The sequence below is a fragment of the Myroides sp. C15-4 genome, assembly GCF_050522745.1.
Taxonomy (GTDB): Bacteria; Bacteroidota; Bacteroidia; order Flavobacteriales; family Flavobacteriaceae; genus Flavobacterium.
On record NZ_JBMVQX010000001.1, the window covers coordinates 164949 to 186732 of the forward strand.

Sequence of the window (21784 nt, forward strand, 5' to 3'; positions counted from 1 at the left end):
TTTTAGTTTGACCCCATTATTTATAGGTCAAACCCCTATTATGTATTACTATTTATTCGTAAAAAATGATAAAAAATTTAGTTACTCTTGTAGTATTTACTGCAGGAACTTCGCTATATGCACAACAAACAATTACAGGACAAGTGGTAGATGAAACCCATACGCCAGTAATTGGAGCCTCTGTTTTCTATGCTAATGCCTCTTTGGGGGTAGCCACGGACATGGAAGGAAAATTTACGCTCAACTATATAGAACATGAGCCCCTAACAATTTCTTATATTGGTTATAAAAGCCAAACGGTAGCAGTAAAGGCCAACCAATCCTATCATATTGTCCTACAACCTGAAGAGTCTTTAGAAGAGGTCATTATTAAGACCAAACAACGCAATACCAGTCGCTCAATCAAGGGAACAACGAATAGTTTCACCATGAATAGTGGTGAGCTATTGAAAGCGGCTTGTTGTAACATTTCAGAAGCTTTTGAAACCAATCCCTCAATAGACGTCAATTATACGGATGCCATCACAGGAACCAAACAAATTAAAATGTTAGGCTTAACAAGTCCGTATATCTTAATTGCCGAAGAAAATATCCCTTCCGTTCGCGGAGCCTCTCAAATATATGGGATGACTTTTACCCCAGGAACCTGGGTAGAGAGCATTCAAGTGACGAAAGGGACAGGAACTGTGATCAACGGATATGAGAGTATTTCCGGTCAATTGAATACCGAATTAATCAAACCGGCAACGGATCGTCCTTTGTTCGTCAACCTATATGGATCTACCGATGAGCGTTTTGAAGCTAACGTACATGGCAACTATCATATCAATGACAAATGGAGTTCTTCTCTCTTTATTCACGGCAATTTACGAACAGGAGATCACGACAAAAATCACGATGGGTTCTTAGACATGCCCAAAGGAGAACAAATCAACGTGATGAACCGCTGGCAGTATATCAACGCCGAAAAAGGCCTTGTCAATTTTATTACCGCTCGCTATATGAAAGACAATAAAGTAGCTGGGCAAGTTGACTTTGACAAGAATAAAGACAAAGGATCAACGACTGTTTGGGGATCTGAAATCAATACCGAAAAATTAGATTTATCGACCAAACTCGGTTATGTATTTCCAGATTTACCATTTCAAAGTGCGGGAATTCAAGTGGCATACAACTACCACAAGCAAGATTCTTATTTTGGGTTAAATCGCTACGATATCAAACAGAATAGTCTATATTCCAATTTTGTATTCAACTCCATTATCAGTAATACCTTACACAAATTTACAACAGGGATTAGTTTTACCTTAGATCAATATACCGAACAAGTTTTTGTGCCAGGTATTGATGGGAATTTCAATCGCACGGACAATGCTTTAGGAGCATTCTATGAATATACCTATGACAATACGACTGACTTTAGTATTGTCGCGGGTATGCGAGTGGACTACCACAACCGTATGGGAGCATTTGCTACGCCGCGTTTACACTTGCGCTATAATCCGTGGGAAAATAGCGTATTGCGTGCTTCTATAGGAAGGGGAAAACGCCTAGCTAATATTTTTGCAGAGAATCAACTCTTCTTAGCGACAAATCGCCTGTTTCAAATTGAAGGCAACAACGGAAAAACCTATGACCTCGATCCTGAAATTGCCTGGAACTATGGGTTGAGTTTTACCCAAAACTTCCATCTAATTGGACGAAAAGGTGATGTTACGTTAGACTTTTATCGCACTGATTTTGAAAATCAAATTGTTGTTGATGCCGATTATGATGCCCATCAAGTGTTATTCTACAACCTAGATGGTAAATCCTATGCGAATAGTTTTCAACTAGAAGTCAACTACAACCTCGCTCGCAATTTAAACTTGCGCTCTGCTTATAAGTATTACGATATTGCGACAGAACAAAAAACGGGTACATTTGAAAAGGCCTATCAACCCAAACACCGATTATTTGCAAACGTGGAATACACGACAAATGAGCAAGAGAACGGTGCGCATTGGAAGTTTGATTTTACATATAATTGGCTAGGTAAACAGCGTATTACCTCCACAGCACAATATGCTACTGTCAATCAAATGAAAAAGGAATCTAATCCATACTCCTTAATGAACTTTCAGATCACTAAAGTATTTTCTCCTCAATTTGAATTTTATGTAGGAGGTGAGAATATAGGAAACTACAAACAACGCAATCCAATTGTCAATGCACAGAATCCTTTTGACGCAGATTTTGACACGTCGATGGTCTACGCTCCAATTGCTGGTTCCATGTACTATGCAGGATTGCGCTTTAAACTTGATTAATTAACTTAAACGAATTACAATATGAAAAAATTAGTTGCCACTTTAACTCTAGTTCTTCTTACTAGTGCAGCTGTATCAGCGCAAGAAAAAGAACAACCCAAACAAGTAATTGCTGTAAAAGGACAATGTGAAATGTGCAAAAAACGCATCGAAAAAGCAGCTTTAGATGTAAAAGGAGTTCGCTCTGTTGATTGGTCAATTGCTGATCAGCAACTAACAGTTTACCTGAACCCTAAAAAAACAACGGGAAAAGAAGTACAAAATGCCATTGCTAAAGCAGGACACGATACAGCAGCAGTAAAGGCGACAGATGAAGCGTACAACGGTTTGCACAGCTGTTGTAAATACGAAAGATAATAGCACAAAAAAAGCACTAACTAGCGATTAGTGCTTTTTTTTCAAACAACAATATGCTATTCTGTAGCCAAACTCACAAACTACAAAATATCCTTTTTCTTTTTCATAGCATTTCTACTTATTTACTGTAAACCGTCTTGGACAAGACACTCAAACCTCGTTTACTAGCAAGCTAAATAGAAACTTAATTTCTCTTTATAGCTGTATTTTATTACACTACAAATATAAGATGCTATGCATGCATAAAACATGACTTTTATCATTTTCCACTCTTTATGACAAAAAAAAGCAAACTTTAACAAAAAAAGCACTTATGGTCCTCATAAGTGCTTTTTTTTTTGCGTCCGCGGAAGGGCTCGAACCCTCAACCCTCAGAGCCGAAATCTGATATTCTATCCAATTGAACTACGCGGACTGACCTAAAATATTATTTTGTTAATAGTGTTTTCACTATTGTTGAAATTGTTTTTCCATCCGCTTTACCGGCCAATTCTTTGGATGCCATTCCCATTACTTGTCCCATGGCAGCCATTCCTGCATGATTTCCATCAGCGATAATCTTAGCAATAATCGCTTCTACTTCTTCATTAGACAATTGTGCTGGCAAGAATTTCTCAATAACTGCAACCTGTGCTAATTCAGGTTCAACCAAATCAGCTCTTCCTTGTTCCGAAAAAATCGCAGCGCTATCTTTGCGTTGTTTAACTAATTTTTGTAAGATCTTAATCTCCTCCTCTTCGCTGATTTCTTCCTTAGAGCCTGATTGAGTTTGCGCTAATAACAATTCTGCTTTAATAGCTCTCAAGGCCTCTAAAGCGACACTATCTTTTGATTTCATGGCGCTTTTCATCGCATCCATAATATTTGCTTGTAAACTCATATCTTTTTTATTTGATTTTGCAAAGATATAAAAAAGCCGGTAAAATAAGATAATTTCGCCATTTTTACTTTTTAATATCGCTGTAGATGCTACCGTGTATTGAGCTCCTATTTCTCTTTTGTTTTCTCAATAGCAAGCCAAGCCTCCTCTACGATGACTTTAATTTTATCGGTGATTAAACGATCTTCCTTTGAAAACTAGAGTACTGTAGGACATAACAAGATTGAGGCTATTCAAATTATATGATATTTAAAGTGGATTGAGATCATAACCATCCTGCGTTTTTTCAATAATAACCCAAGCGTCATCTGCGATCACTTTAATTTTGTACGTAATTAAAATATTTCCTCTCAAGGGTTCTTCTGTTCTAGAGATCAATTCAACCCCTCTACTTTTGTCAGGTCTAAATTCATAAGAAGTAACCGTCACCCAATCACTGGCATCTACCCATTCGCTTTCTAAATACTGAAGGGTTAATTCTTGGTTGGGCTCCACTAAGGAAGGATATTTGAATATTTGTAAATCCGTAGCATAATGAACGCGGAAATACGGTTGCGATGTGCCATTATACTTTAAATTTAAACCCATACCATCTCCTCGATTAACAAAAAAAGGCAAGGTATGATCCTTCCAGAAATACACTTGATAAAGGTACCCCCATTCTGTTTGCTGATTAGGGTCTGCATATTCAACCACAATAAACTCTTTTCCTGCTGTAGCGCCATACCAAGGTGTCTTGGCATATTCGCTTCCTGTAAAATCCTTTATTGACTCTTTCTCTACAAAAGTAACAGGGGTACGATCGGTAACTGTATACGGTTGAGTAAACTCCAATTTCTTGATTACCTCATCGGCTAGGTATTTGGTTTTTACGTAAATACTATTGGGTTGGGAAAAAGAAACAACCGATACCAACAGGGATAAAATCAATAATTCTATTTTTTTCATAATTAATGCTGATTTGGGTAATAAATAATAAAATTAGAAGGGTCATCTATGGAATGACCACCGTGTATATAAAAGTTACCATCTGTTGCCTCTGTACCAACATAATCCAATAAAATCATGGGTACATTATTTCGATTTGCAAAGGCTATATCTGCCGGTGAAAAACCCACTTTTCTAGAGTCATCCTCAGGCAAATAGGTCAAAGGCGTATGGGTATGAAATACGGCTATTGCTACTGCTGTCAGAGGTATCACATTATTCTCATCGGAATTAGATGCAACACTACCATTGCCAAGATTCACAGCCCCACTCGTTCCTGCTCCACCTTGTACATATGCACCATACTTGATAGTACCGAGATATAATTTATCGCTAACTTCATCGTAAAAAACATAAGCACCCGCTTCTCTCCTGCCTTCCTCTGCAGATGCAGAATGAGTTGTCTGAATGAAAATTTCCTGTAATTTACCAACAATTAATGTATCATTTAAAATTTTTTGCACATTTAAATATTGGGGTGAATTTTGGTCCACCTCCACTCCATTATGTAAGTTGCCATTATTTGGAGGTCCTCCACCTCCACCTTCAACATCATTGGGAAGTGTACTCATGGAAGGATACATCTCTAGCCACAAATCGCCAATCCCCGTTCCTCCACCAGCTCCTGGAACACCAATTAAGATTTCAGGTAAGACAATAGGGGGGCCTCCATCGTAGCAATTACCAAGCTCATCTTCTAAATAACAAAAGGCTGTTGCTTGTTTGTAAACACCAGGCTTTACTTTTTGTTGATCCAAAGGGTTATCCTCTTTGGAACAAGAGAGCAACAAAAAAATAGGAATAATAAAATAAAGTTTCCTCATATGCAATTGGGTTAAATAAAATCCATTTAACCCAAAAAACATACCTTAAAAATCACATAATGAACACTTTAAACGAATTAAGTAACAATCAATCAACAATAATTGAATAATTACATTAATTTTAAAAAAAACGGGATGAAAAGAGAACAGCTTCCCTTAGACATAAAAAAAAACAGTAGTAAACGAAAGCTTACTACTGTTTGATATTAAAACGCTCTTGTATTATAGCGTATTAGTCTACATTATCGTGTAAAAACGAATTGTTTGATCTCAATTTAGGATCGTTATTTCCGTCCACACCAAATGAAATTCTCGACTTGTTATTCTCGTCATTTACTTCATCTAAATCAACACCTAAACGCTTATAAGCCGGTTCTTTTTCCAAATCTGAATAATGTGCCGTTGAGTTGTTGAACTTATAGTTGAAATCCTTCATCTTTCTTCTGCGCTCTGCAGCACGACTTCTCAAGGTAAATTCTTCAATGCTCATTTCTGTTGGATTCATCTCGTCATAATCATCAGCAGAAGCTTCTACTTCTACTTTATTTACTACGGGAGCATCCTCAGCGCGTACTGAAAACTTAAATTCTTCCGCAATTTCCTCTTGGTGTGTACTTACAGGTTTAGCTAAAGATAGTTCTTCTTCTTTATCCATATAGTCTTCCAAAGAGAAGCGAATAATCTCTTCTTTTTTCGCTGATGCTTGTGCCATTACTTCATTCGCACGACTTACTGCTTCGGCAGGAGCTATTTCGATTTCAGCTAGCTCTTCCGTAAGATGGTGTACAATTGGCGCAGCTGATTCTTGTTTTTTAGGCGTTACAATGACAAATTCAGGGTCAAATACTTGGATATCTCGAATATCTTTTTGTTTAACAGCTGAAGGATCATTGTTCGACTGATCGATAGTACGCTCTTCCGTTTTGGGCGTTACAATTTCGAAAAATACGTCTAAATTAGCAGCATCTGCGGTTCTTCTTTCAAAAGCCAATTCCTCTACTTCGCCTGTTGGTTGAGTTGGAAATCCAGGTCCACCAAAATCGTCATTATCATTGTCACCTTCGTAATCATCTTCTAAGGTAAAAACTTTACGTGTTTCCACCTCGTTATGTACTTCTTCTTTTTCCATTTCTAACTCATGGCTTTCTGGAGTAGAAACGCGCAAAGGTTGATCTGGTGTTGTAAATCCAAAAGAAGGAACAGCTGCCGTTTGCGTTAAATCGCGCACTACTTTTTGTTCTTCTTCTAGGGTGTGAATAATAACTTTAGGTTCCGAAGAATTAACGATACTCTTTTGTTGCTCGTAGTTAAATCCCGTTGCAATAATCGTTACAGAGATCGCTTCACCTAATGATTCATCTTCACCAACCCCCATAATGATATTGGCATTATGACCTGCTTCTGTTTGGATGTGATCGTTAATTTCACCGATTTCATCAATTGTAATTTCATTCGTACCAGAAACGATCAATAACAATACGTTTTTAGCTCCTGAAATCTTGTTATCGTTAAGCAATGGAGAATCTAACGCATCAATAATTGCATCTTTCGCTCTATTGTCACCAGATGCAGTTCCCGACCCCATAATAGCGGTACCGCTATCTGACAATACTGTTTTTGCATCTTTTAAGTCAATATTTTGCGTATAGTGGTGCGTAATAACTTCGGCGATACCACGGGCAGCAGTTGACAATACCTCATCTGCTTTGGAGAAGCCAGCCTTAAAGCCTAAGTTTCCATATACTTCACGTAATTTATTGTTATTGATAACGATAAGAGAATCCACTTGTTTTCTCAATCGATCAACTCCTTTTAACGCTTGTTCTTGACGAACTTTTCCTTCAAACTGGAAAGGAATCGTTACAATCCCAACCGTTAATATATCTCTTTCTTTTGATAATTGTGCGATCACAGGAGCTGCACCTGTTCCTGTTCCTCCACCCATACCCGCGGTGATAAACACCATTTTGGTATTGGTATCGAGCATTTTCTCAATTTCTTCTATACTTTCTAAAGCAGATTGTTGTCCAACTTCTGGGTTTGCCCCAGCACCAAGTCCTTCGGTTAGGTTAACCCCTAACTGAATTTTATTGGGTACTGAACTATTTTCTAAAGCCTGTGAATCCGTATTACAAACGATGAAATCCACGCCTTTAATTCCCTGCTTAAACATGTGATTGATCGCGTTACTACCTCCGCCACCTACACCAATTACCTTAATAACGTTTGATTGGTTTTTAGGCATATCAAACTTTATTCCTCCGAAATCTGTATTCTCCATATACGTATCGTTTTATTATTCTTGCTTTTCAATAAATTCTTTAATTTTTCTAAAAAAGTTTCCTATGAAACTACTTTCGAAGCGGTCTGCTGTACTAGGTTGCGCTTCTCTTGGCTCTTCCATAGGTTGTGAACGGTGTACTTCCACTCGGGGTTGGCTCACCGGTTCAACTGGCTCTTTTGGTGCGTTTACTTCTGCTTCCACTGGAGGCGTTTGGTAAATCACTTTTCTCTCTTCTGGTTTTGTTTCGACTTTCGTTTCTACAGCTCTCAGTTCTTCAACTGCAACCGCTCCTTTGTTGCGGTGTTTTTCGCTCTCCATAACTAATCCAACTCCCGTTGCATATAATGGACTTGAAACTTCTAAGCTCGAATCTCCAGCTAAATGCTCGTTTGGATATCCAATACGCGTATCAATACCCGTGATATACTCTACTAATTGTTTGATGTGCTTGAGTTCTGATCCTCCTCCTGTTAAAACAATTCCTGCGATTAATTTTTTCTGTGGATTTTCATATCCATAACTCTTAATTTCAGAAAAAACGAGTTGCACAATCTCTTCTACCCTTGCATTTATTATCTTAGAAAGATTTTTTAAAGAAATTTCTTTGGGTTCTTTTCCTCTTAATCCAGGAATAGAAACAATCTCATTGTCTTTATTTTCCCCTGGCCAAGCCGAACCAAATTTTACTTTTAAGATCTCCGCCTGACGTTCAATAATAGAACATCCTTCTTTGATATCTTCCGTAATGACATTTCCGCCGAAAGGAACTACAGCCGTATGGCGAATAATCCCATCTTTAAAAATGGCTAAATCGGTTGTACCACCTCCGATATCTATTAGAGCAACACCCGCTTCTTTTTCTTCTTGACTCAATACTGCTTCTGCAGAAGCAAGCGGTTCTAATGTAATCCCCGCTAATTCAAGTCCTGCATCTTTGATACAACGTCCTGCGTTTTTTATCAAAGCAGCCTGACCTACTACCACGTGAAACGTAGCTTCTAAACGGCTTCCATACATTCCGACCGGTTCTTTAATTCCCGGTTCTCCATCTATTTTAAATTCTTGTGGTAAAACGTGAATAATTTCTTCACCAGGCAGCATACTCAATTTCTGAACCTGATTAATCAACTGTTCAATATCTTTATCTCCAATCACCTCATCGGGATTCGGACGACTAATATAATCACTGTGCTGAATGCTTCGAATGTGTTGACCCGCAATACCTACTACAACATTTTTAATCTTGTAGCCTGCTTGAGTCTCCGCATCTGCAACTGCATGTTGAATCGATTGGATGGTTTGTGTAATATTATTCACCACCCCTCGTTTAACGCCCAAACTCTTAGCTTTTCCCAAACCTAAAATCTCGAGCTTTCCATATTCATTTTTTTTACCAATCATTGCGACAATCTTTGTTGTCCCAATGTCTAAACCAACAGCTATATTTTCTTTTTCCATACTCAATTTTATTTTGAACACACCACTTGTTGGGTAAATTTCAGATTGATTTTTTTATAACTATCTATTTCTATTTTTTCATCGATTGCATACTGTATAAAAGCTTTATAATTCATGAGTTTACGCTCCATTTCATTAAAGCTTCCAAATAGAATCTGAAACTTATTCACTCGACTTTTCAAGTAAATGACCTCCCCGGGTTGAATACTGATCCCTGTAATCTCTTGTTTTAAAAACTCATCCGCATTGATAATTTCCAACATCTGTTTTAAATCCTGCTGTGCTTCGCTTTTAATACGACCTTCAACTAAAATGACGCGTTCTGCATAGTTTTCTGACAAGGGCATTTTATTTCCATTCTCATCCAAATAATAGGATTCCTGTTCGCCTACCACTCGTCCAATTGCCTTTTTTTGGTCAATCTCCACCTTCAAAAACCCGTCAATAGTAAGATAAACCTCTGCATCCTTGATCAACCTGTTTTGCAATACGCTTTTTTCTAACGCATTCAAATCAATCGTCATTCTGTCCTGTGCTGTCACAGTACCACTCTGGTATCTTACAATCTCGCTTACATCACTAGAGGTTACAAAATGAGTCTCTTCTCCCTTCAGTATAATCTCTACTCCTTTTAAGTTTCGATGTGTACTTCTGTCATTGCTAAAAGAATATAAAAACAAGACGACTCCTAGCATCATCAAGATGCGCAAATCAGACCATTTTATTTTCTTCAACAATTTTTTCATTTTTTTATTTTCCTTCTAAAGCTACTTTAATCTCCTGAACCATTTCTCCAATATCTCCTGCTCCAATGGTTAAGATGATCTCCGCATCTGATGCTTTTAAATGTTCGATTAAATCTTCTTTTGTCACTAGCTCTTTTTGTTTAGAGGTTAACTGCTCCAACAATTTCGCTGAAGTAACTCCTTCGATTGGCAATTCGCGTGCGGGATAAATATCCAGCAAAATCACATTGTCAAACGTCGAAAGTGCTTCGGCAAATTCATCCATAAAATCTCTTGTTCGACTGTACAAGTGTGGTTGAAATACGGCGACAATTTTCTTGTCTCCGTGCATTTCGTGTACCCCTTGGCTAGCCGCTTTAATTTCAGTTGGGTGATGTGCATAATCATCGATGTAGATTAGGTTCTCTGTTCTTATTTTATAAGAGAATCTTCTGCGTACTCCTCGAAAGCTCTTTAACCCTTCAATTAATTTTTGCGAATCCACGCCGTAATCACTTGCCATAGCAAAAGCCATTAAAGCATTGGATAGGTTGTGTCTTCCTGGCAATCCAAAAGAAACGTCTTGAAGGGTTTCTTTCGGTGTTACAAGATCAAACACATACCAGCCGTCTACCACCTTTACATTCGTCGCTCTATAGCTACAAGTAGGACCAAATCCGACTTGAATTCCATCTAAACTCACCGCTTCTGTAACGAAGAGTTTATTAGCATCTGGCAATCGCTGCGCAAAATCCTCAAATGCAACAAGCATCTGTTCTGCTGTTCCAAAAATATCCAAGTGATCCGCTTCTGTTGAAGTGATACAGGCTACATTGGGAAACAAGCGCAAAAAAGAACGATCAAATTCATCTGCCTCTACAACGGTAATGGTTTTACCACTTCCGATTAAATTGGTTTGATAGTTTTCAACTACTCCACCAACAAAAGCGGTTACATCTAATCCCGCTTGAAACAACAAATGCCCTAAGATACTCGTTGTTGTTGTTTTACCATGCGTACCTGCTACCGCAAAGCAGTAGGTATCTTTGGTAATTATGCCTAAAACCTCCGCGCGTTTTTTAATTTCAAATTGATTGTTTTTGAAATAATTCCACTCTGTATGCTCTTGAGGCACTGCTGGAGTAACGACAACTAAAGTTGAGACTACCTCTTTATAATTTTCGCGGATTAAGTCTACGCTATCTTCGTAGTGAATCTCAATACCTGCGGCTTCTAATTCTTGTGTCAATTGCGTAGATACTTTATCATATCCTGCAACTTCTTTTCCAATGAACTTAAAATAACGAGCCAAAGCACTCATACCAATGCCTCCAATTCCAATAAAATATACGCTCTTAATGCTATTTATATCCATTTTTTACTTCTTCATTAATTCTACGATCTGATCTACTATCTCTTTTGTGGCAGTGGGTAAAGCTAGTGTTCTAAACTTTTGTCCCAAAGCCTTCTGTCTTTCTTTATCATTAAACAAGTCTTGAAAAGTCGAAACAAACTTTTCATTCAACTCGCTTTCTTTGATCAAAAGTGCTGCATCTTGTTCGACGATACTTCTCGCATTTTTGGTCTGATGATCTTCTGCTACATTAGGTGAAGGAATAAACAGTACTGCCTTTCCCACTAATGCTAGCTCCGATACTGAAGATGCTCCTGCACGAGAAATAATACTATCTGCTGCGGCATAGGCTAGATCCATTCGATCTACAAATGCACATACGCGTACAGCGGCTGACTCATATTGTTTGTATTCCTCGTAGTAGAACGTTCCACATTGCCAGATCAATTGAATCCCCATTTCGCTAAACAAGGGCAATTGTTCTTCTATCAATTGGTTTATTCTACGTGCGCCTAAACTTCCTCCAATAACCAACAGTGTATTTTTTGATGAATCTAATCCAAAATGACTGATGGCTTCGTCTCTTTTTGTTGCTATATCGAGTAACCCCTGACGAACTGGATTTCCCGTTTTTATAATTTTGTGTGCCGGAAAAAAATGTTCTAATCCATCATAGGCCACACAGACTTTGTCTACTTCTTTTGCCAATAACTTATTGGTAATCCCCGGAAATGAGTTTTGCTCTTGTATAAGCGTTGGAATTCCTTTTCCTGCTGCTACTTTTACCACTGCTCCACTTGCAAATCCACCAGTACCAATAACAACATCGGGTTGAAAATTTTTAATAATTTTTCTAGATCGCTTCAAGCTGCTCAACAACTTAAAAGGAAACATCAAATTATCGAGGGTCAATTTGCGTTGAATACCCGAAATCCACAATCCTTCGATGGGATAGCCAGCTTGGGGTACGCGTTGCATTTCCATTTTCCCTTCTGCTCCTACAAAAAGAATAGCTGCTTCAGGAAATCTCGCCTTTAATTCGTCGGCAATTGCCAATGCAGGAAAAATATGTCCTCCTGTTCCTCCGCCACTAATTATAAACTTCGGTTTACGTTCCATTTGCTTTTATTCTTCTATACTATTTTTTTCTAATCGTTCTAAGTGCAAATCATGCAACATTTCTTGTTCCATTTGCTCTTCTTCTTGTCTTTTTTGTTCTTCTGCTTGTACTTCCGCTTCTTTTTTGGTCACGCTGAGAATAACAGCAATGGCAAAACACGTCATCCAGATTGCTGTTCCACCACTACTAACCAACGGCAAAGCTTGTCCTGTTGTTGGTAAAAGTGAAACGGCTACTCCCATATTGATTAACGCTTGGAAGATGAGATAAAACCCCAATCCTGCTACCAATAACTTTCCAAAGAGGGTAGGTGCTTTGTGCACAGCAATGAGAAAGCGATAAAAAAGCAAGAGGTAGATCCCTAAAATGCTAAATCCGCCTAGCAATCCCCATTCTTCTACAATGATAGCAAAGATAAAATCGGAGGAAGATTGAGGTAAAAAGTTTTTCAATACACTTTTACCAGGACCAACCCCGAACAATCCACCATTAGCGATGGCCATTTTAGCATTTTCTACCTGATATAAATCTCGGGTTCCATCATCGGGGCCAGCAAAGCGATCAATACGGCTAATCCAAGTATCCACCCGATGGGGGAATGCTCCTGGAAAAGCTTTAGCTACTAGAACGAATACAAGCATACAACAGGCACCGATTCCGATGATTGTCATCAAGTATTTAAAGGGATATTTTCCAATAAACACCAATACACAGACCATGCAAAAGATCAAGGCTGCCGTGGAAAAGTTAGCGGGTAAAATCAATCCAATAATGACCAATACGGGAACCCATAATTGCCAAAAGGACGTTTTAAACGTAACTACTTCATCTTTAATTCCTGTAAGGTATTGCGCCACATACATAAGCAAGATAATTGCCGCTGTAGAAGAGGGTTGAAATTGTCCCAACAAGGGGATTTTCAACCATCTACTTGCATTGGCTCCTCCAATTGTATTTCCCTTTAATAAGGTGTACAACAAGATCAATGCAATAATGGGCATACCGATGATGGCAATTTTCCGAAAGAGCGCATAATCTCTTTTGTGAAAATACCACATGATGCAAATTCCAATAAATAAATGAACGAAATGTCGAAACAAATAATCGGTGGTTGCCTTTCCTGTTCCGATGGTGTAAACTAGATTCGTACTCGCACTATAAACGGGTAAAAAAGACAGCATGGCCAATAAAATTGCTAATGCCCATATAATCTTATCTCCGTACAACAATGAAAGTAGTTTTTTCATCATCTACCTTTTCTTTATTTTATTTTATAATTTCAATACTTCTTCTTTGAACTGTTTTCCTCTATCTTCATAGCTGGTAAACAAATCAAAACTCGCACATGCGGGTGATAGTAAAACGGTGTCTCCGCCTTCAGCTAATGCTTTTGCCTGAACAACAGCATCATGCATGGATTGTACTTCAACCAGATCATCGACTACCTTTTCATAGGCGGCTTTTATTTTTTGGTTGTCAATTCCCAAACAAACAATCGCTTTTACTTTTTCACGCACCAAGGGCATTAACTCATCGTAATCATTTCCTTTGTCTACACCTCCAACAATCCAAACTGTTGGTGTTTTCATGCTTTCTAAAGCAAAGAAAGTAGCATTGACATTGGTTGCTTTTGAATCGTTGATGTACTGAACATTTTCTAATTTCAGCACTTTTTCTAAACGATGCTCCACACCTTGAAAATCAGATAGACTTTCTCGTATTACATTCTTTCTAATTCGCTTTAACTGCGCTATTGTTGTTGCTGCCATAACATTTTTTACGTTGTGCATCCCTTCTAGTGCCACGTCCTTAATAGGTAATACAAATTTTTCATCACTCATATTCACTATAATTTTATCGTCTTCCACATAGGCACCTCGTTCTAACTTATGTTTGATAGAAAAAGGTAACTTCTGTGCTTTTACCTCATGCTCGCTCAGCCATTTCTGAATCTCTACATCGTCATAATCATAAATCAAATAGTCATCTGCTGTCTGATTCATCGTAATTCGAAATTTTGAAGCGATATAATTCTCATATTTATAGTCGTATCGATCTAAATGATCTGGACTAATATTAGTGATTACTGCAATATGGGGTCTGTAGGTTTCTATTCCATCTAACTGGAAACTACTCAACTCCAAAACATAACATTTTGCAGGATCCACCTTTACTTGCTCCGCATAACTTTGACCAATATTTCCACCAACACCGACATTGAGTCCACCTTGCTGTAATAAATGGTAAGTTAACATCGTAGTTGTCGTTTTTCCATTACTACCTGTAATGCCAACGGACAACGCATCATTAAAAGGGTAAGCAAACTCTATTTCTGAGATTATCCTAATTCCCTTTGCTACTATTTTTTGTACGATTGGCGCCTTATCTGGTATCCCAGGGCTTTTCACTACAACATCAGCATTTACTATTTTAGCTTCTGTGTGCTGTTTTTCCTCCCAATCGATGGCATTATGTATAAGAACTTCTTTATACTTCTCTTGAATTACTCCATAATCTGAAACAAAGGTGTCATATCCTTTTTCAACGGCCAATAAAGCTGTTCCTACACCACTTTCTCCTCCTCCTAAAATAACAACCCTCATTTTATTATCTCAGTTTTAATGAAATCACACAAAATACACCCAACAGAATCGCAATAATCCAAAAACGAGTCACGATTTTACTTTCATGATACCCTTTCTTCTGAAAATGGTGATGCAAAGGCGACATTAAAAATATACGTCTTCCCTCTCCGTATTTATTTTTGGTGTATTTGAAATAACTTACTTGCAGTACCACGGATAGTGTTTCTGCAAAAAACACAGCACACAATACGGGTATCAATAATTCTTTTCGCACGGCAATAGCCAATACAGCGATAATTCCCCCAATAGTTAAACTACCCGTATCTCCCATAAACACTTGAGCAGGATAGGTATTATACCACAAAAATCCAATCAGCGCTCCAATGAATGCGGAGACAAAAACCGTCATTTCTCCTGAATGTGGGATATACATGATATCAAGATAATTCGCAAATATCACGTTCCCAGATATAAAGGCAAAAATACCCAACACAAAGGTAGAAATAGCAGAAGTTCCTGCGGCTAAACCGTCAATCCCATCCGTTAAATTTGCCCCGTTTGAGACTGCTGTTACGATGAAAATCACAATGGGAATAAAGATCAACCAAGCATAGTCTGCTGCTCCTTCTCCCATCCAGCTGATTAACATACTGTAATCAAATTCATTATTCTTGAAAAAAGGAATTGTTGTAGCGGTTGATTTCACGTCATACTGACTTACAGCAACCTCACTTAACATGTGTTTGGCTGGTACTTCGCGAACGGTCACCGCTGGACTAAAATACAAGACTGCTCCAACGATAAGTCCTAATCCCACTTGACCAATTACTTTAAATCGGCCTTTCAATCCTTCTTTATCTTTTTTAAATACTTTAATATAGTCGTCTAAGAACCCTATAATCCCCATCCATACTGTTGTCAAAATAAGCAGGAGTACATAGATATTATCAAGTTTTGCAAACAATAATACGGGGATTAGTGTTGCTATAATAATAATGATTCCCCCCATGGTAGGAGTTCCTGCCTTTTCTTTTTGTCCTTCTAAACCTAGTTCTCGAACTGTTTCTCCGATTTGCATAGTTCTCAAACGCTTAATAATGCGCTTTCCATAAATAATCGAGATCAACAACGAGAAGATCATCGCCATACCCGAACGAAACGTAATGTACTGAAACACACCTGCTCCGGGTATTTTGAATAAACTTTCTAAGTATTGAAATACGTAATACAACATAATTGTTTTTCTTTTTCTATAGTTCTAAAAACTCCTTTACTATTTCCAAGTCACTAAAATGACTTCTTACTCCTTTTATCTCTTGATATGTTTCGTGTCCCTTTCCTGCGATCAAAATAATATCACCAGCAGTTGCTTGTTGACACGCTAACTTAATAGCCTGTTTTCGATCTTCAACCACCACTGTTTTCATCTTGTGTTGTGGTTCAACACCTGCTTCAATATCCTCCAATATGGCTGCAGGCTCTTCAAATCGAGGGTTATCTGATGTAAAAATCACTTTATTACTTAAATCAGAAGCTATTTTCCCCATTTCTGGGCGTTTTGTTTTATCTCTATTCCCTCCACAGCCTACAACTGTAATCAGTTGTTCGTTGTTGGTACGAATGCTGTTAATGGTATCAATTACATTCGCTAAAGCATCTGGTGTATGTGCGTAATCTACAATTGCTGTTACGTTTTTAGACGAAACAATGTATTGAAAACGCCCTTCTACACTAGTCAATTTACTCAACTGTACCAAAGCTTCTTCCATCGGGACACCCAGCTCTACTGCTGTACCCAATACTGCCAATAAATTGTACGCATTGAATGCCCCAATCAGTTGTACCCATAATTCTTGCTGATTGATTTTCATCAACATGCCCGAAAACTGACTTTCCAAGATCTGTCCTTTGTAATCTGCCATATTTTTTAAGGCATACGAACAAACCTTAGCTTGCGTATTTTGAACCATAATTGGTCCATTCTTATCATCAATATTAGTTAAAGCGAAACTTGCTTTTTTCAATTGATCAAAGAACATTTTTTTGGCGTCGCGATATGCAGCGAACGTTTTGTGGTAATCCAAATGGTCATGGGTCAAATTGGTAAATATTCCCCCAGCAAATTGAAGACCAAACGTACGATGTTGAATCACCCCATGAGAGCTCACTTCCATGAAACAAAATTCACAACCTTCTTCCGCCATTTGATTCAAATACGCATTAATAGTTATTGAATCTGGAGTAGTATGTGACGTTTCATAAATAGTTTCCCCTATTCGGATGTTAACTGTTGAAAGCAATCCTACTTTGTAGCCCAAATTGGTAAATAGGGTATATAACAAGGTGGCGATGGTCGTTTTACCATTGGTTCCTGTTACGCCCACTAGTTTTAATTTATGCGAGGGATTCTCATAGAAATTAGCAGCAATTACCGCTAATGCTCTATTGCTATCCTCTACCACAGCATACACTACGCCAGTGACCAATTCACCTGGCAATTCTTGACATACAACAGCCGTTGCTCCTTTCTCGATTGCTTGTTGGATATAGGTATGTCCGTCCGCTACCTCTCCTACAATGGCAATAAATAGAGTATTTGACTTTACTTGACGGGAGTCAAAAGCCAAATGGTCTATGGTTGTATCTGTTGATCCAACAATAGACTGTATCTCTACTTTGTATAATATGTCTTTTATCTTTTTCACGATAGTTCTAAAACTATTTTTTGATTCTTATTTATTTTTTGTCCTGCAACAATGGACTGTGTTTTAACTTTTCCTACCCCTTTTACTTGTACTTTTAATCCCAAGTTTTCTAGTAAAGGCAAGGCGTCCATCACTTGCATTCCTTTCACGTCTGGCATAACCAATTCTCTCGACTGGTTTTGAACTGTAAAAGATTGGTAACTCGATGCAATACTTTCAGGTACCTCATTCGATTCTCTTAGTTCTTTTGTCGTTGGCACATCCGTATAAATCTTCTGTGCAATACGTTTAAATACGGGTCCTGCTACATCTGCTCCATAATAACTCTTGGATCGATCTGGCTTGTGAATCACCACAATACAAGAATACTTTGGGTTATCTGCTGGAAAATACCCTGCAAACGAAGAGGAATAATACATATCTGAATCATATCCTTTTCCCTTACCATAATTCACCTGTGCAGTTCCCGTTTTCCCCGCCATTGAAAAGTTCGCTGAGTACAATTTTCTCCCTGTTCCTTTCTTTACCGTATTCGCCAAAATAGCTTGTACTTGAGCGATTACCTCTGGCGATGCGATTTGCGGATTCAGCACTACCTTATCAAATTTCTCTATCGTTTGATCAAATTCTTTGATCTCAGAAACGAAATAAGGTTTTACCATTTCTCCATTATTTGCTACAGCATTATATAAGGTAAGCGTTTGCAAAGGCGTTACGGATAATCCATATCCAAAAGCCATCCAAGGCAACGCTAGTCCACTCCATCCTTTTTGTCCTGGTTTAGGAATATAGGGTGTTGCTTCTCCTTTTATTTTTAATCCTAGTGGTTTATCCATCCACAAAGCACCTAAATAATCCGTAAACACTTTGGGATCGCTTTTAAACGCCTCATCAACAGCTTGTGTAATCACTGTATTGGATGAAACTTCGATTCCTCTTGCCAACGAAATTTTCCCATAGCCTCCGTGTTTGGAATCTCGGACCCTTGCGTTGTAAAAGCGAACCATCCCGTTATTCGTATCATATACACGAGCGGTATCCACTTGTTTTTTTTCTAACAGCGCTAATAGCGATGCAATTTTAAAGGTAGATCCCGGTTCGTGCTTTTCTCCTACTGCATAGTTAACCGTTTCATAGTAAGCTCCTGTTTGTGGATCTCTACCTAAGTTTGAAATCGCGCGAATTGCTCCCGTTTTTGTTTCCATCACAATCACACAACCGTGGTCGGCACTGTATTTATCTAGTGACTGTAACAAAGCATGATGCGCAATATCCTGAATGTATACATCAATGGTCGAGATAACATCTTTTCCATCAATCGGTTCAATTTCATTTTCATCGTTAATGGGTTTCCATTGATTCTTTGCCAAGCTTTGCATTTTTCGTTTGCCATCAAATCCACTGAGGTAATCTGTAAAAGCCCCCTCAATTCCCACTCTTCCGAATGTTCCATCTTCATTCTTGCGTTCGTAACCAATGGTACGCTTCGCAATTCTTCCGATAGGATGCTGGCGAACTGTCTTTTGAGAGGAGATAAAACCACCGCCATTCCCTCCTCTTTTAAATAGAGGGAAATTTTTAATTCGCACATATTCGACATAGCTCAAATTTCGAGCGATTAGAATATACCTGCTTTTGGATGCTCTTCCTTTGCGCAACATACTCTCGTAATGTCCGCTAGATTTATTAAACATCACAGCCAACGAATCAGCTAAAGGCTTTACTTCCTTTTCAAAAACTTCTTGTTTGGGTGCTACCCCGTCAAAACGTATTTCAAAGACCGGTACTGAGGTCGCTAATAAGCTTCCATCAGCAGAATAAACATTTCCTCTATTGGCTTCTATTACTTCCTCCTTCACTCGATTTTCACTTCGCGCTTTTTGTCGAAGTTCACTTCCTTCTACTCCCTGAATTAACAGTAACCGATAAACCACCCCTCCTGCTAGTAGTAACACGATCGCAGTGACGACATAAATATTGATGTAAATATTTTTGTTACCTAGGGCCATAGCTTATTCCACACTGTTTTATTTTCTTCCTCCTTTAACACCTTTATCTTTTGTGGAGGTGTTTCGGAAGGATAAATTCCTTCTTCCTCTAATTTTCGTGTGATTGTTGACTCCATTTTCAGTTCCATTAATTCTGAACGCGTTGCCACAAACTCAGCACGTAGCATTTTCACCTCATGTGTTAGTTTTCCAATTTTAAACACTTTCGATTCGTATCGCTGTGTATTTCCAATCAAAATCATACCCAACACAATCACATATATAATAAAACCCCAAGTTCTCGCTGAATTCTCGTTCACAAGAATCTTTGCCTTTATTATATCTACGGGACTTGCTATTGTTTTTTTCATTTTTTCTCTGCAACTCTCAACTTTGCTGATCGAGCTCGGTTATTTACTGCTATTTCTTCATCCGTTGGTACAATTAATTTTCCCAATTGTTTCAACGGCACTTCAAATCGTCCAAACATGTCGCGCTCTGGCTCTCCTTCAAACATCCCATTCTTCATAAAGCGTTTCACTAATCGATCTTCGAGCGAGTGATACGAAATCACACTTAATCGCCCTCCTTCTTTTAGCACCTCAACACTTTGTTCCAACAATTCTTTCAGCACCTCAATCTCTTGATTTACTTCAATGCGAATTGCTTGATATACTTGTGCTAATATTTTAGCACTTTTATGTGCGGGTAAAAAACGAGATAGCACTTGTTTCAGCTGATCTGTATTTTTTATTTCTCCCTCTTGTCTTGCTTTTACAATAGCAAAAGCCATAGATCCTGCATTTTTTAATTCTCCGTATACACTAAGTACATACCTCAAATCTTTTTCTTCGTAGTCGTTTACTACGTGATACGCTGACATTTCCCCATTTTGGTTCATTCGCATATCAAGCTCGCCATCAAAACGAGTAGAGAATCCGCGTTCTGCTACATCAAACTGATGAGAAGAAACTCCCAAGTCTCCCAGTATTCCATCTACTTCACGTACTCCATAAAATCTCAAGTAGCGTTTTAAGTATCTAAAATTTTGATTGATCAAAACAAATCGAGGATCATCAATTGCATTTTTCACTGCATCATCATCCTGATCAAAAGCAAATAATTTTCCATTTTCTCCTAGGCGGCTCAATATTTCTCGTGAGTGCCCTCCTCCTCCAAAAGTCACATCAACATAAACACCATCTGGACGAATATTCAATCCATCCACCGTTTCTGTTAATAAAACAGGTCTATGATATGCGTATAAATCGTTAGTCATCAAAACTTATATTACTCATTACTTCTTGTGCCAATGCGCCAAAGTCAAAATCATCTGGTTCTAAAGTAGCTTCATACAGGTCTTTATCCCATATTTCTACGATATTTACTTTCGATGCCATTACAATTTCTTTTGTAATGCTACCAAACTGCAACAGATCCTTTGCTATTAGCAAACGACCTGCATCATCAATATCAACTTTCTTAACCCCTGCCATAAAAGCACGGATGAACGTATCTACTTTTTTATCAAAGGGATTTAACTTATTGATCTTCACCATCATCTTCTCCCACTCAGCCATTGGCCACAATTCTAAACATGTTTCAAATACCGATCGCTTCAGCACAAAACCATCGGCAATAGCAGGCAACTGCTTCTTCAGAGAAGCAGGCACCAATACCCTACCTTTGGTATCGACTTTACATTCATATGTACCGATAATTGACGTCAAAATTTAATTTTATGTATACTTAGCAAATGTAATTATTTTTTTACCACTTTTACCCACTTTTACCCACTTTGTTGATAAGTTTTCTAAATATACCGTATTTACTGACCTCAATCAGCGATTACCCCCTCCAAAACCTCGCATTTTTTGATCAAACTAGTTGATTTGAACTCACTTATCACCAAAAGTGATGTTTCATTTTCACCAACTCCCTCTATTTATTAATTACCATACTTTTAACTTAAAAGACACATTTAACACACAAAAACAATTTTTTTATTCCTTTTTTAAAACAACTATAAATCACAAAAGAAAAGCAAAATTCACTTGCTGAAAACCCTGCCTTTTTTCGTGTTCACCTGCCCTATTCTACCTAAAAAAGACACGTATCAACCGTTATCCTACAGCTCAACAAAAACCCATCACCTCTTAAACACCCCTCTAAGACACCGCAGCATATCTTCTGTTTTGACTACAAAAC

The 21784-nt window shown here is 38.1% G+C and carries 18 protein-coding genes and 1 tRNA gene; 2 read left to right on the forward strand and 17 right to left on the reverse strand.

Annotated elements, in window-relative coordinates; genetic code table 11:
• The first annotated feature begins 65 nt into the window (after nucleotides 1-65).
• Nucleotides 66-2309, forward strand: coding sequence for a TonB-dependent receptor domain-containing protein (locus tag ACPDHL_RS00810; RefSeq protein ID WP_430530909.1), 2244 nt, complete (start codon nucleotides 66-68; stop codon nucleotides 2307-2309).
• A 21-nt stretch (nucleotides 2310-2330) separates the two neighbouring features.
• Nucleotides 2331-2666, forward strand: a complete 336-nt coding sequence (locus ACPDHL_RS00815; protein ID WP_430530910.1) for a heavy-metal-associated domain-containing protein — start codon at nucleotides 2331-2333, stop codon at nucleotides 2664-2666.
• 341 nt (nucleotides 2667-3007) lie between these two features.
• Here ACPDHL_RS00815 and ACPDHL_RS00820 read toward each other — a convergent pair.
• The 17 genes from ACPDHL_RS00820 to mraZ form a co-directional block, all read right to left on the reverse strand.
• Nucleotides 3008-3081, reverse strand: a tRNA-Arg gene (locus tag ACPDHL_RS00820).
• Between the two features lie 12 nt (nucleotides 3082-3093).
• The gene (locus ACPDHL_RS00825; RefSeq protein WP_430530911.1) at nucleotides 3094-3546 is read right to left on the reverse strand and encodes a GatB/YqeY domain-containing protein; all 453 of its coding nucleotides are present in this window, start codon (nucleotides 3544-3546) and stop codon (nucleotides 3094-3096) included.
• 249 nt (nucleotides 3547-3795) lie between these two features.
• Entirely contained in the window at nucleotides 3796-4494 is a 699-nt protein-coding gene (locus tag ACPDHL_RS00830) for a hypothetical protein (RefSeq protein ID WP_430530912.1), read from the reverse strand.
• Between the two features lie 2 nt (nucleotides 4495-4496).
• Nucleotides 4497-5357, reverse strand: a complete 861-nt coding sequence (locus ACPDHL_RS00835; RefSeq protein WP_430530913.1) for a hypothetical protein — start codon at nucleotides 5355-5357, stop codon at nucleotides 4497-4499.
• A 232-nt stretch (nucleotides 5358-5589) separates the two neighbouring features.
• Nucleotides 5590-7638 carry a cell division protein FtsZ gene (gene ftsZ / locus ACPDHL_RS00840; protein ID WP_430530914.1) on the reverse strand — a complete coding sequence of 683 codons (2049 nt, stop codon included), beginning with the start codon at nucleotides 7636-7638 and terminating at the stop codon, nucleotides 5590-5592.
• 15 nt (nucleotides 7639-7653) lie between these two features.
• Nucleotides 7654-9099, reverse strand: coding sequence for a cell division protein FtsA (gene ftsA, locus ACPDHL_RS00845; protein ID WP_430530915.1), 1446 nt, complete (start codon nucleotides 9097-9099; stop codon nucleotides 7654-7656).
• A gap of 8 nt (nucleotides 9100-9107) precedes the next feature.
• Nucleotides 9108-9845 (reverse strand): cell division protein FtsQ/DivIB, encoded by a 738-nt coding sequence (locus ACPDHL_RS00850; RefSeq protein WP_430530916.1) that lies wholly within the window; start codon nucleotides 9843-9845, stop codon nucleotides 9108-9110.
• A gap of 4 nt (nucleotides 9846-9849) precedes the next feature.
• On the reverse strand, nucleotides 9850-11199 hold the full coding sequence (murC, locus tag ACPDHL_RS00855; RefSeq protein ID WP_430530917.1) for a UDP-N-acetylmuramate--L-alanine ligase: 1350 nt from the start codon (nucleotides 11197-11199) through the stop codon (nucleotides 9850-9852).
• A 3-nt stretch (nucleotides 11200-11202) separates the two neighbouring features.
• Nucleotides 11203-12297, reverse strand: a complete 1095-nt coding sequence (murG, locus tag ACPDHL_RS00860; RefSeq protein WP_430530918.1) for an undecaprenyldiphospho-muramoylpentapeptide beta-N-acetylglucosaminyltransferase — start codon at nucleotides 12295-12297, stop codon at nucleotides 11203-11205.
• 6 nt (nucleotides 12298-12303) lie between these two features.
• Nucleotides 12304-13545, reverse strand: coding sequence for an FtsW/RodA/SpoVE family cell cycle protein (locus ACPDHL_RS00865; protein WP_430530953.1), 1242 nt, complete (start codon nucleotides 13543-13545; stop codon nucleotides 12304-12306).
• Nucleotides 13546-13569: 24 nt separating this feature from the next.
• Entirely contained in the window at nucleotides 13570-14901 is a 1332-nt protein-coding gene (murD, locus tag ACPDHL_RS00870) for a UDP-N-acetylmuramoyl-L-alanine--D-glutamate ligase (RefSeq protein WP_430530919.1), read from the reverse strand.
• A 4-nt stretch (nucleotides 14902-14905) separates the two neighbouring features.
• Nucleotides 14906-16117 (reverse strand): phospho-N-acetylmuramoyl-pentapeptide-transferase, encoded by a 1212-nt coding sequence (gene mraY, locus ACPDHL_RS00875; RefSeq protein WP_430530920.1) that lies wholly within the window; start codon nucleotides 16115-16117, stop codon nucleotides 14906-14908.
• Between the two features lie 16 nt (nucleotides 16118-16133).
• Complete coding sequence (locus ACPDHL_RS00880; RefSeq protein ID WP_430530921.1) at nucleotides 16134-17588, reverse strand: UDP-N-acetylmuramoyl-L-alanyl-D-glutamate--2,6-diaminopimelate ligase; 1455 nt, start codon at nucleotides 17586-17588, stop codon at nucleotides 16134-16136.
• Complete coding sequence (locus ACPDHL_RS00885) at nucleotides 17585-19597, reverse strand: penicillin-binding protein (protein WP_430530922.1); 2013 nt, start codon at nucleotides 19595-19597, stop codon at nucleotides 17585-17587. Before ACPDHL_RS00885 ends, ACPDHL_RS00880 begins: the two co-directional genes overlap by 4 nt.
• Nucleotides 19588-19947, reverse strand: coding sequence for an FtsL-like putative cell division protein (locus ACPDHL_RS00890; RefSeq protein WP_430530923.1), 360 nt, complete (start codon nucleotides 19945-19947; stop codon nucleotides 19588-19590). The genes ACPDHL_RS00885 and ACPDHL_RS00890 overlap by 10 nt, the downstream gene beginning before the upstream one ends.
• Nucleotides 19944-20855 carry a 16S rRNA (cytosine(1402)-N(4))-methyltransferase RsmH gene (gene rsmH, locus ACPDHL_RS00895; protein ID WP_430530924.1) on the reverse strand — a complete coding sequence of 304 codons (912 nt, stop codon included), beginning with the start codon at nucleotides 20853-20855 and terminating at the stop codon, nucleotides 19944-19946. Before rsmH ends, ACPDHL_RS00890 begins: the two co-directional genes overlap by 4 nt.
• A complete protein-coding gene (gene mraZ, locus ACPDHL_RS00900; protein ID WP_430530925.1) occupies nucleotides 20848-21306 on the reverse strand; it encodes a division/cell wall cluster transcriptional repressor MraZ in 459 nt (152 codons plus the stop codon). The genes rsmH and mraZ overlap by 8 nt, the downstream gene beginning before the upstream one ends.
• Nucleotides 21307-21784 lie beyond the last annotated feature (478 nt).

Excerpts from the sequence above, each read along its gene's own strand:
- murC (WP_430530917.1), bottom strand. The coding sequence starts at position 11,199 with ATGGATATAAATAGCATTAAGAGCGTATATTTTATTGGAATTGGAGGC.
- rsmH (WP_430530924.1), bottom strand. The coding sequence starts at position 20,855 with ATGACTAACGATTTATACGCATATCATAGACCTGTTTTATTAACAGAA.
- mraY (WP_430530920.1), bottom strand. The coding sequence starts at position 16,117 with ATGTTGTATTACGTATTTCAATACTTAGAAAGTTTATTCAAAATACCC.
- ACPDHL_RS00815 (WP_430530910.1), top strand. The coding sequence starts at position 2,331 with ATGAAAAAATTAGTTGCCACTTTAACTCTAGTTCTTCTTACTAGTGCA.
- ACPDHL_RS00810 (WP_430530909.1), top strand. The coding sequence starts at position 66 with ATGATAAAAAATTTAGTTACTCTTGTAGTATTTACTGCAGGAACTTCG.
- ACPDHL_RS00830 (WP_430530912.1), bottom strand. The coding sequence starts at position 4,494 with ATGAAAAAAATAGAATTATTGATTTTATCCCTGTTGGTATCGGTTGTT.
- ACPDHL_RS00835 (WP_430530913.1), bottom strand. The coding sequence starts at position 5,357 with ATGAGGAAACTTTATTTTATTATTCCTATTTTTTTGTTGCTCTCTTGT.
- ftsZ (WP_430530914.1), bottom strand. The coding sequence starts at position 7,638 with ATGGAGAATACAGATTTCGGAGGAATAAAGTTTGATATGCCTAAAAAC.
- ACPDHL_RS00890 (WP_430530923.1), bottom strand. The coding sequence starts at position 19,947 with ATGAAAAAAACAATAGCAAGTCCCGTAGATATAATAAAGGCAAAGATT.
- murG (WP_430530918.1), bottom strand. The coding sequence starts at position 12,297 with ATGGAACGTAAACCGAAGTTTATAATTAGTGGCGGAGGAACAGGAGGA.
- ACPDHL_RS00850 (WP_430530916.1), bottom strand. The coding sequence starts at position 9,845 with ATGAAAAAATTGTTGAAGAAAATAAAATGGTCTGATTTGCGCATCTTG.
- ACPDHL_RS00865 (WP_430530953.1), bottom strand. The coding sequence starts at position 13,545 with ATGAAAAAACTACTTTCATTGTTGTACGGAGATAAGATTATATGGGCA.
- ftsA (WP_430530915.1), bottom strand. The coding sequence starts at position 9,099 with ATGGAAAAAGAAAATATAGCTGTTGGTTTAGACATTGGGACAACAAAG.
- ACPDHL_RS00885 (WP_430530922.1), bottom strand. The coding sequence starts at position 19,597 with ATGGCCCTAGGTAACAAAAATATTTACATCAATATTTATGTCGTCACT.
- murD (WP_430530919.1), bottom strand. The coding sequence starts at position 14,901 with ATGAGGGTTGTTATTTTAGGAGGAGGAGAAAGTGGTGTAGGAACAGCT.
- ACPDHL_RS00825 (WP_430530911.1), bottom strand. The coding sequence starts at position 3,546 with ATGAGTTTACAAGCAAATATTATGGATGCGATGAAAAGCGCCATGAAA.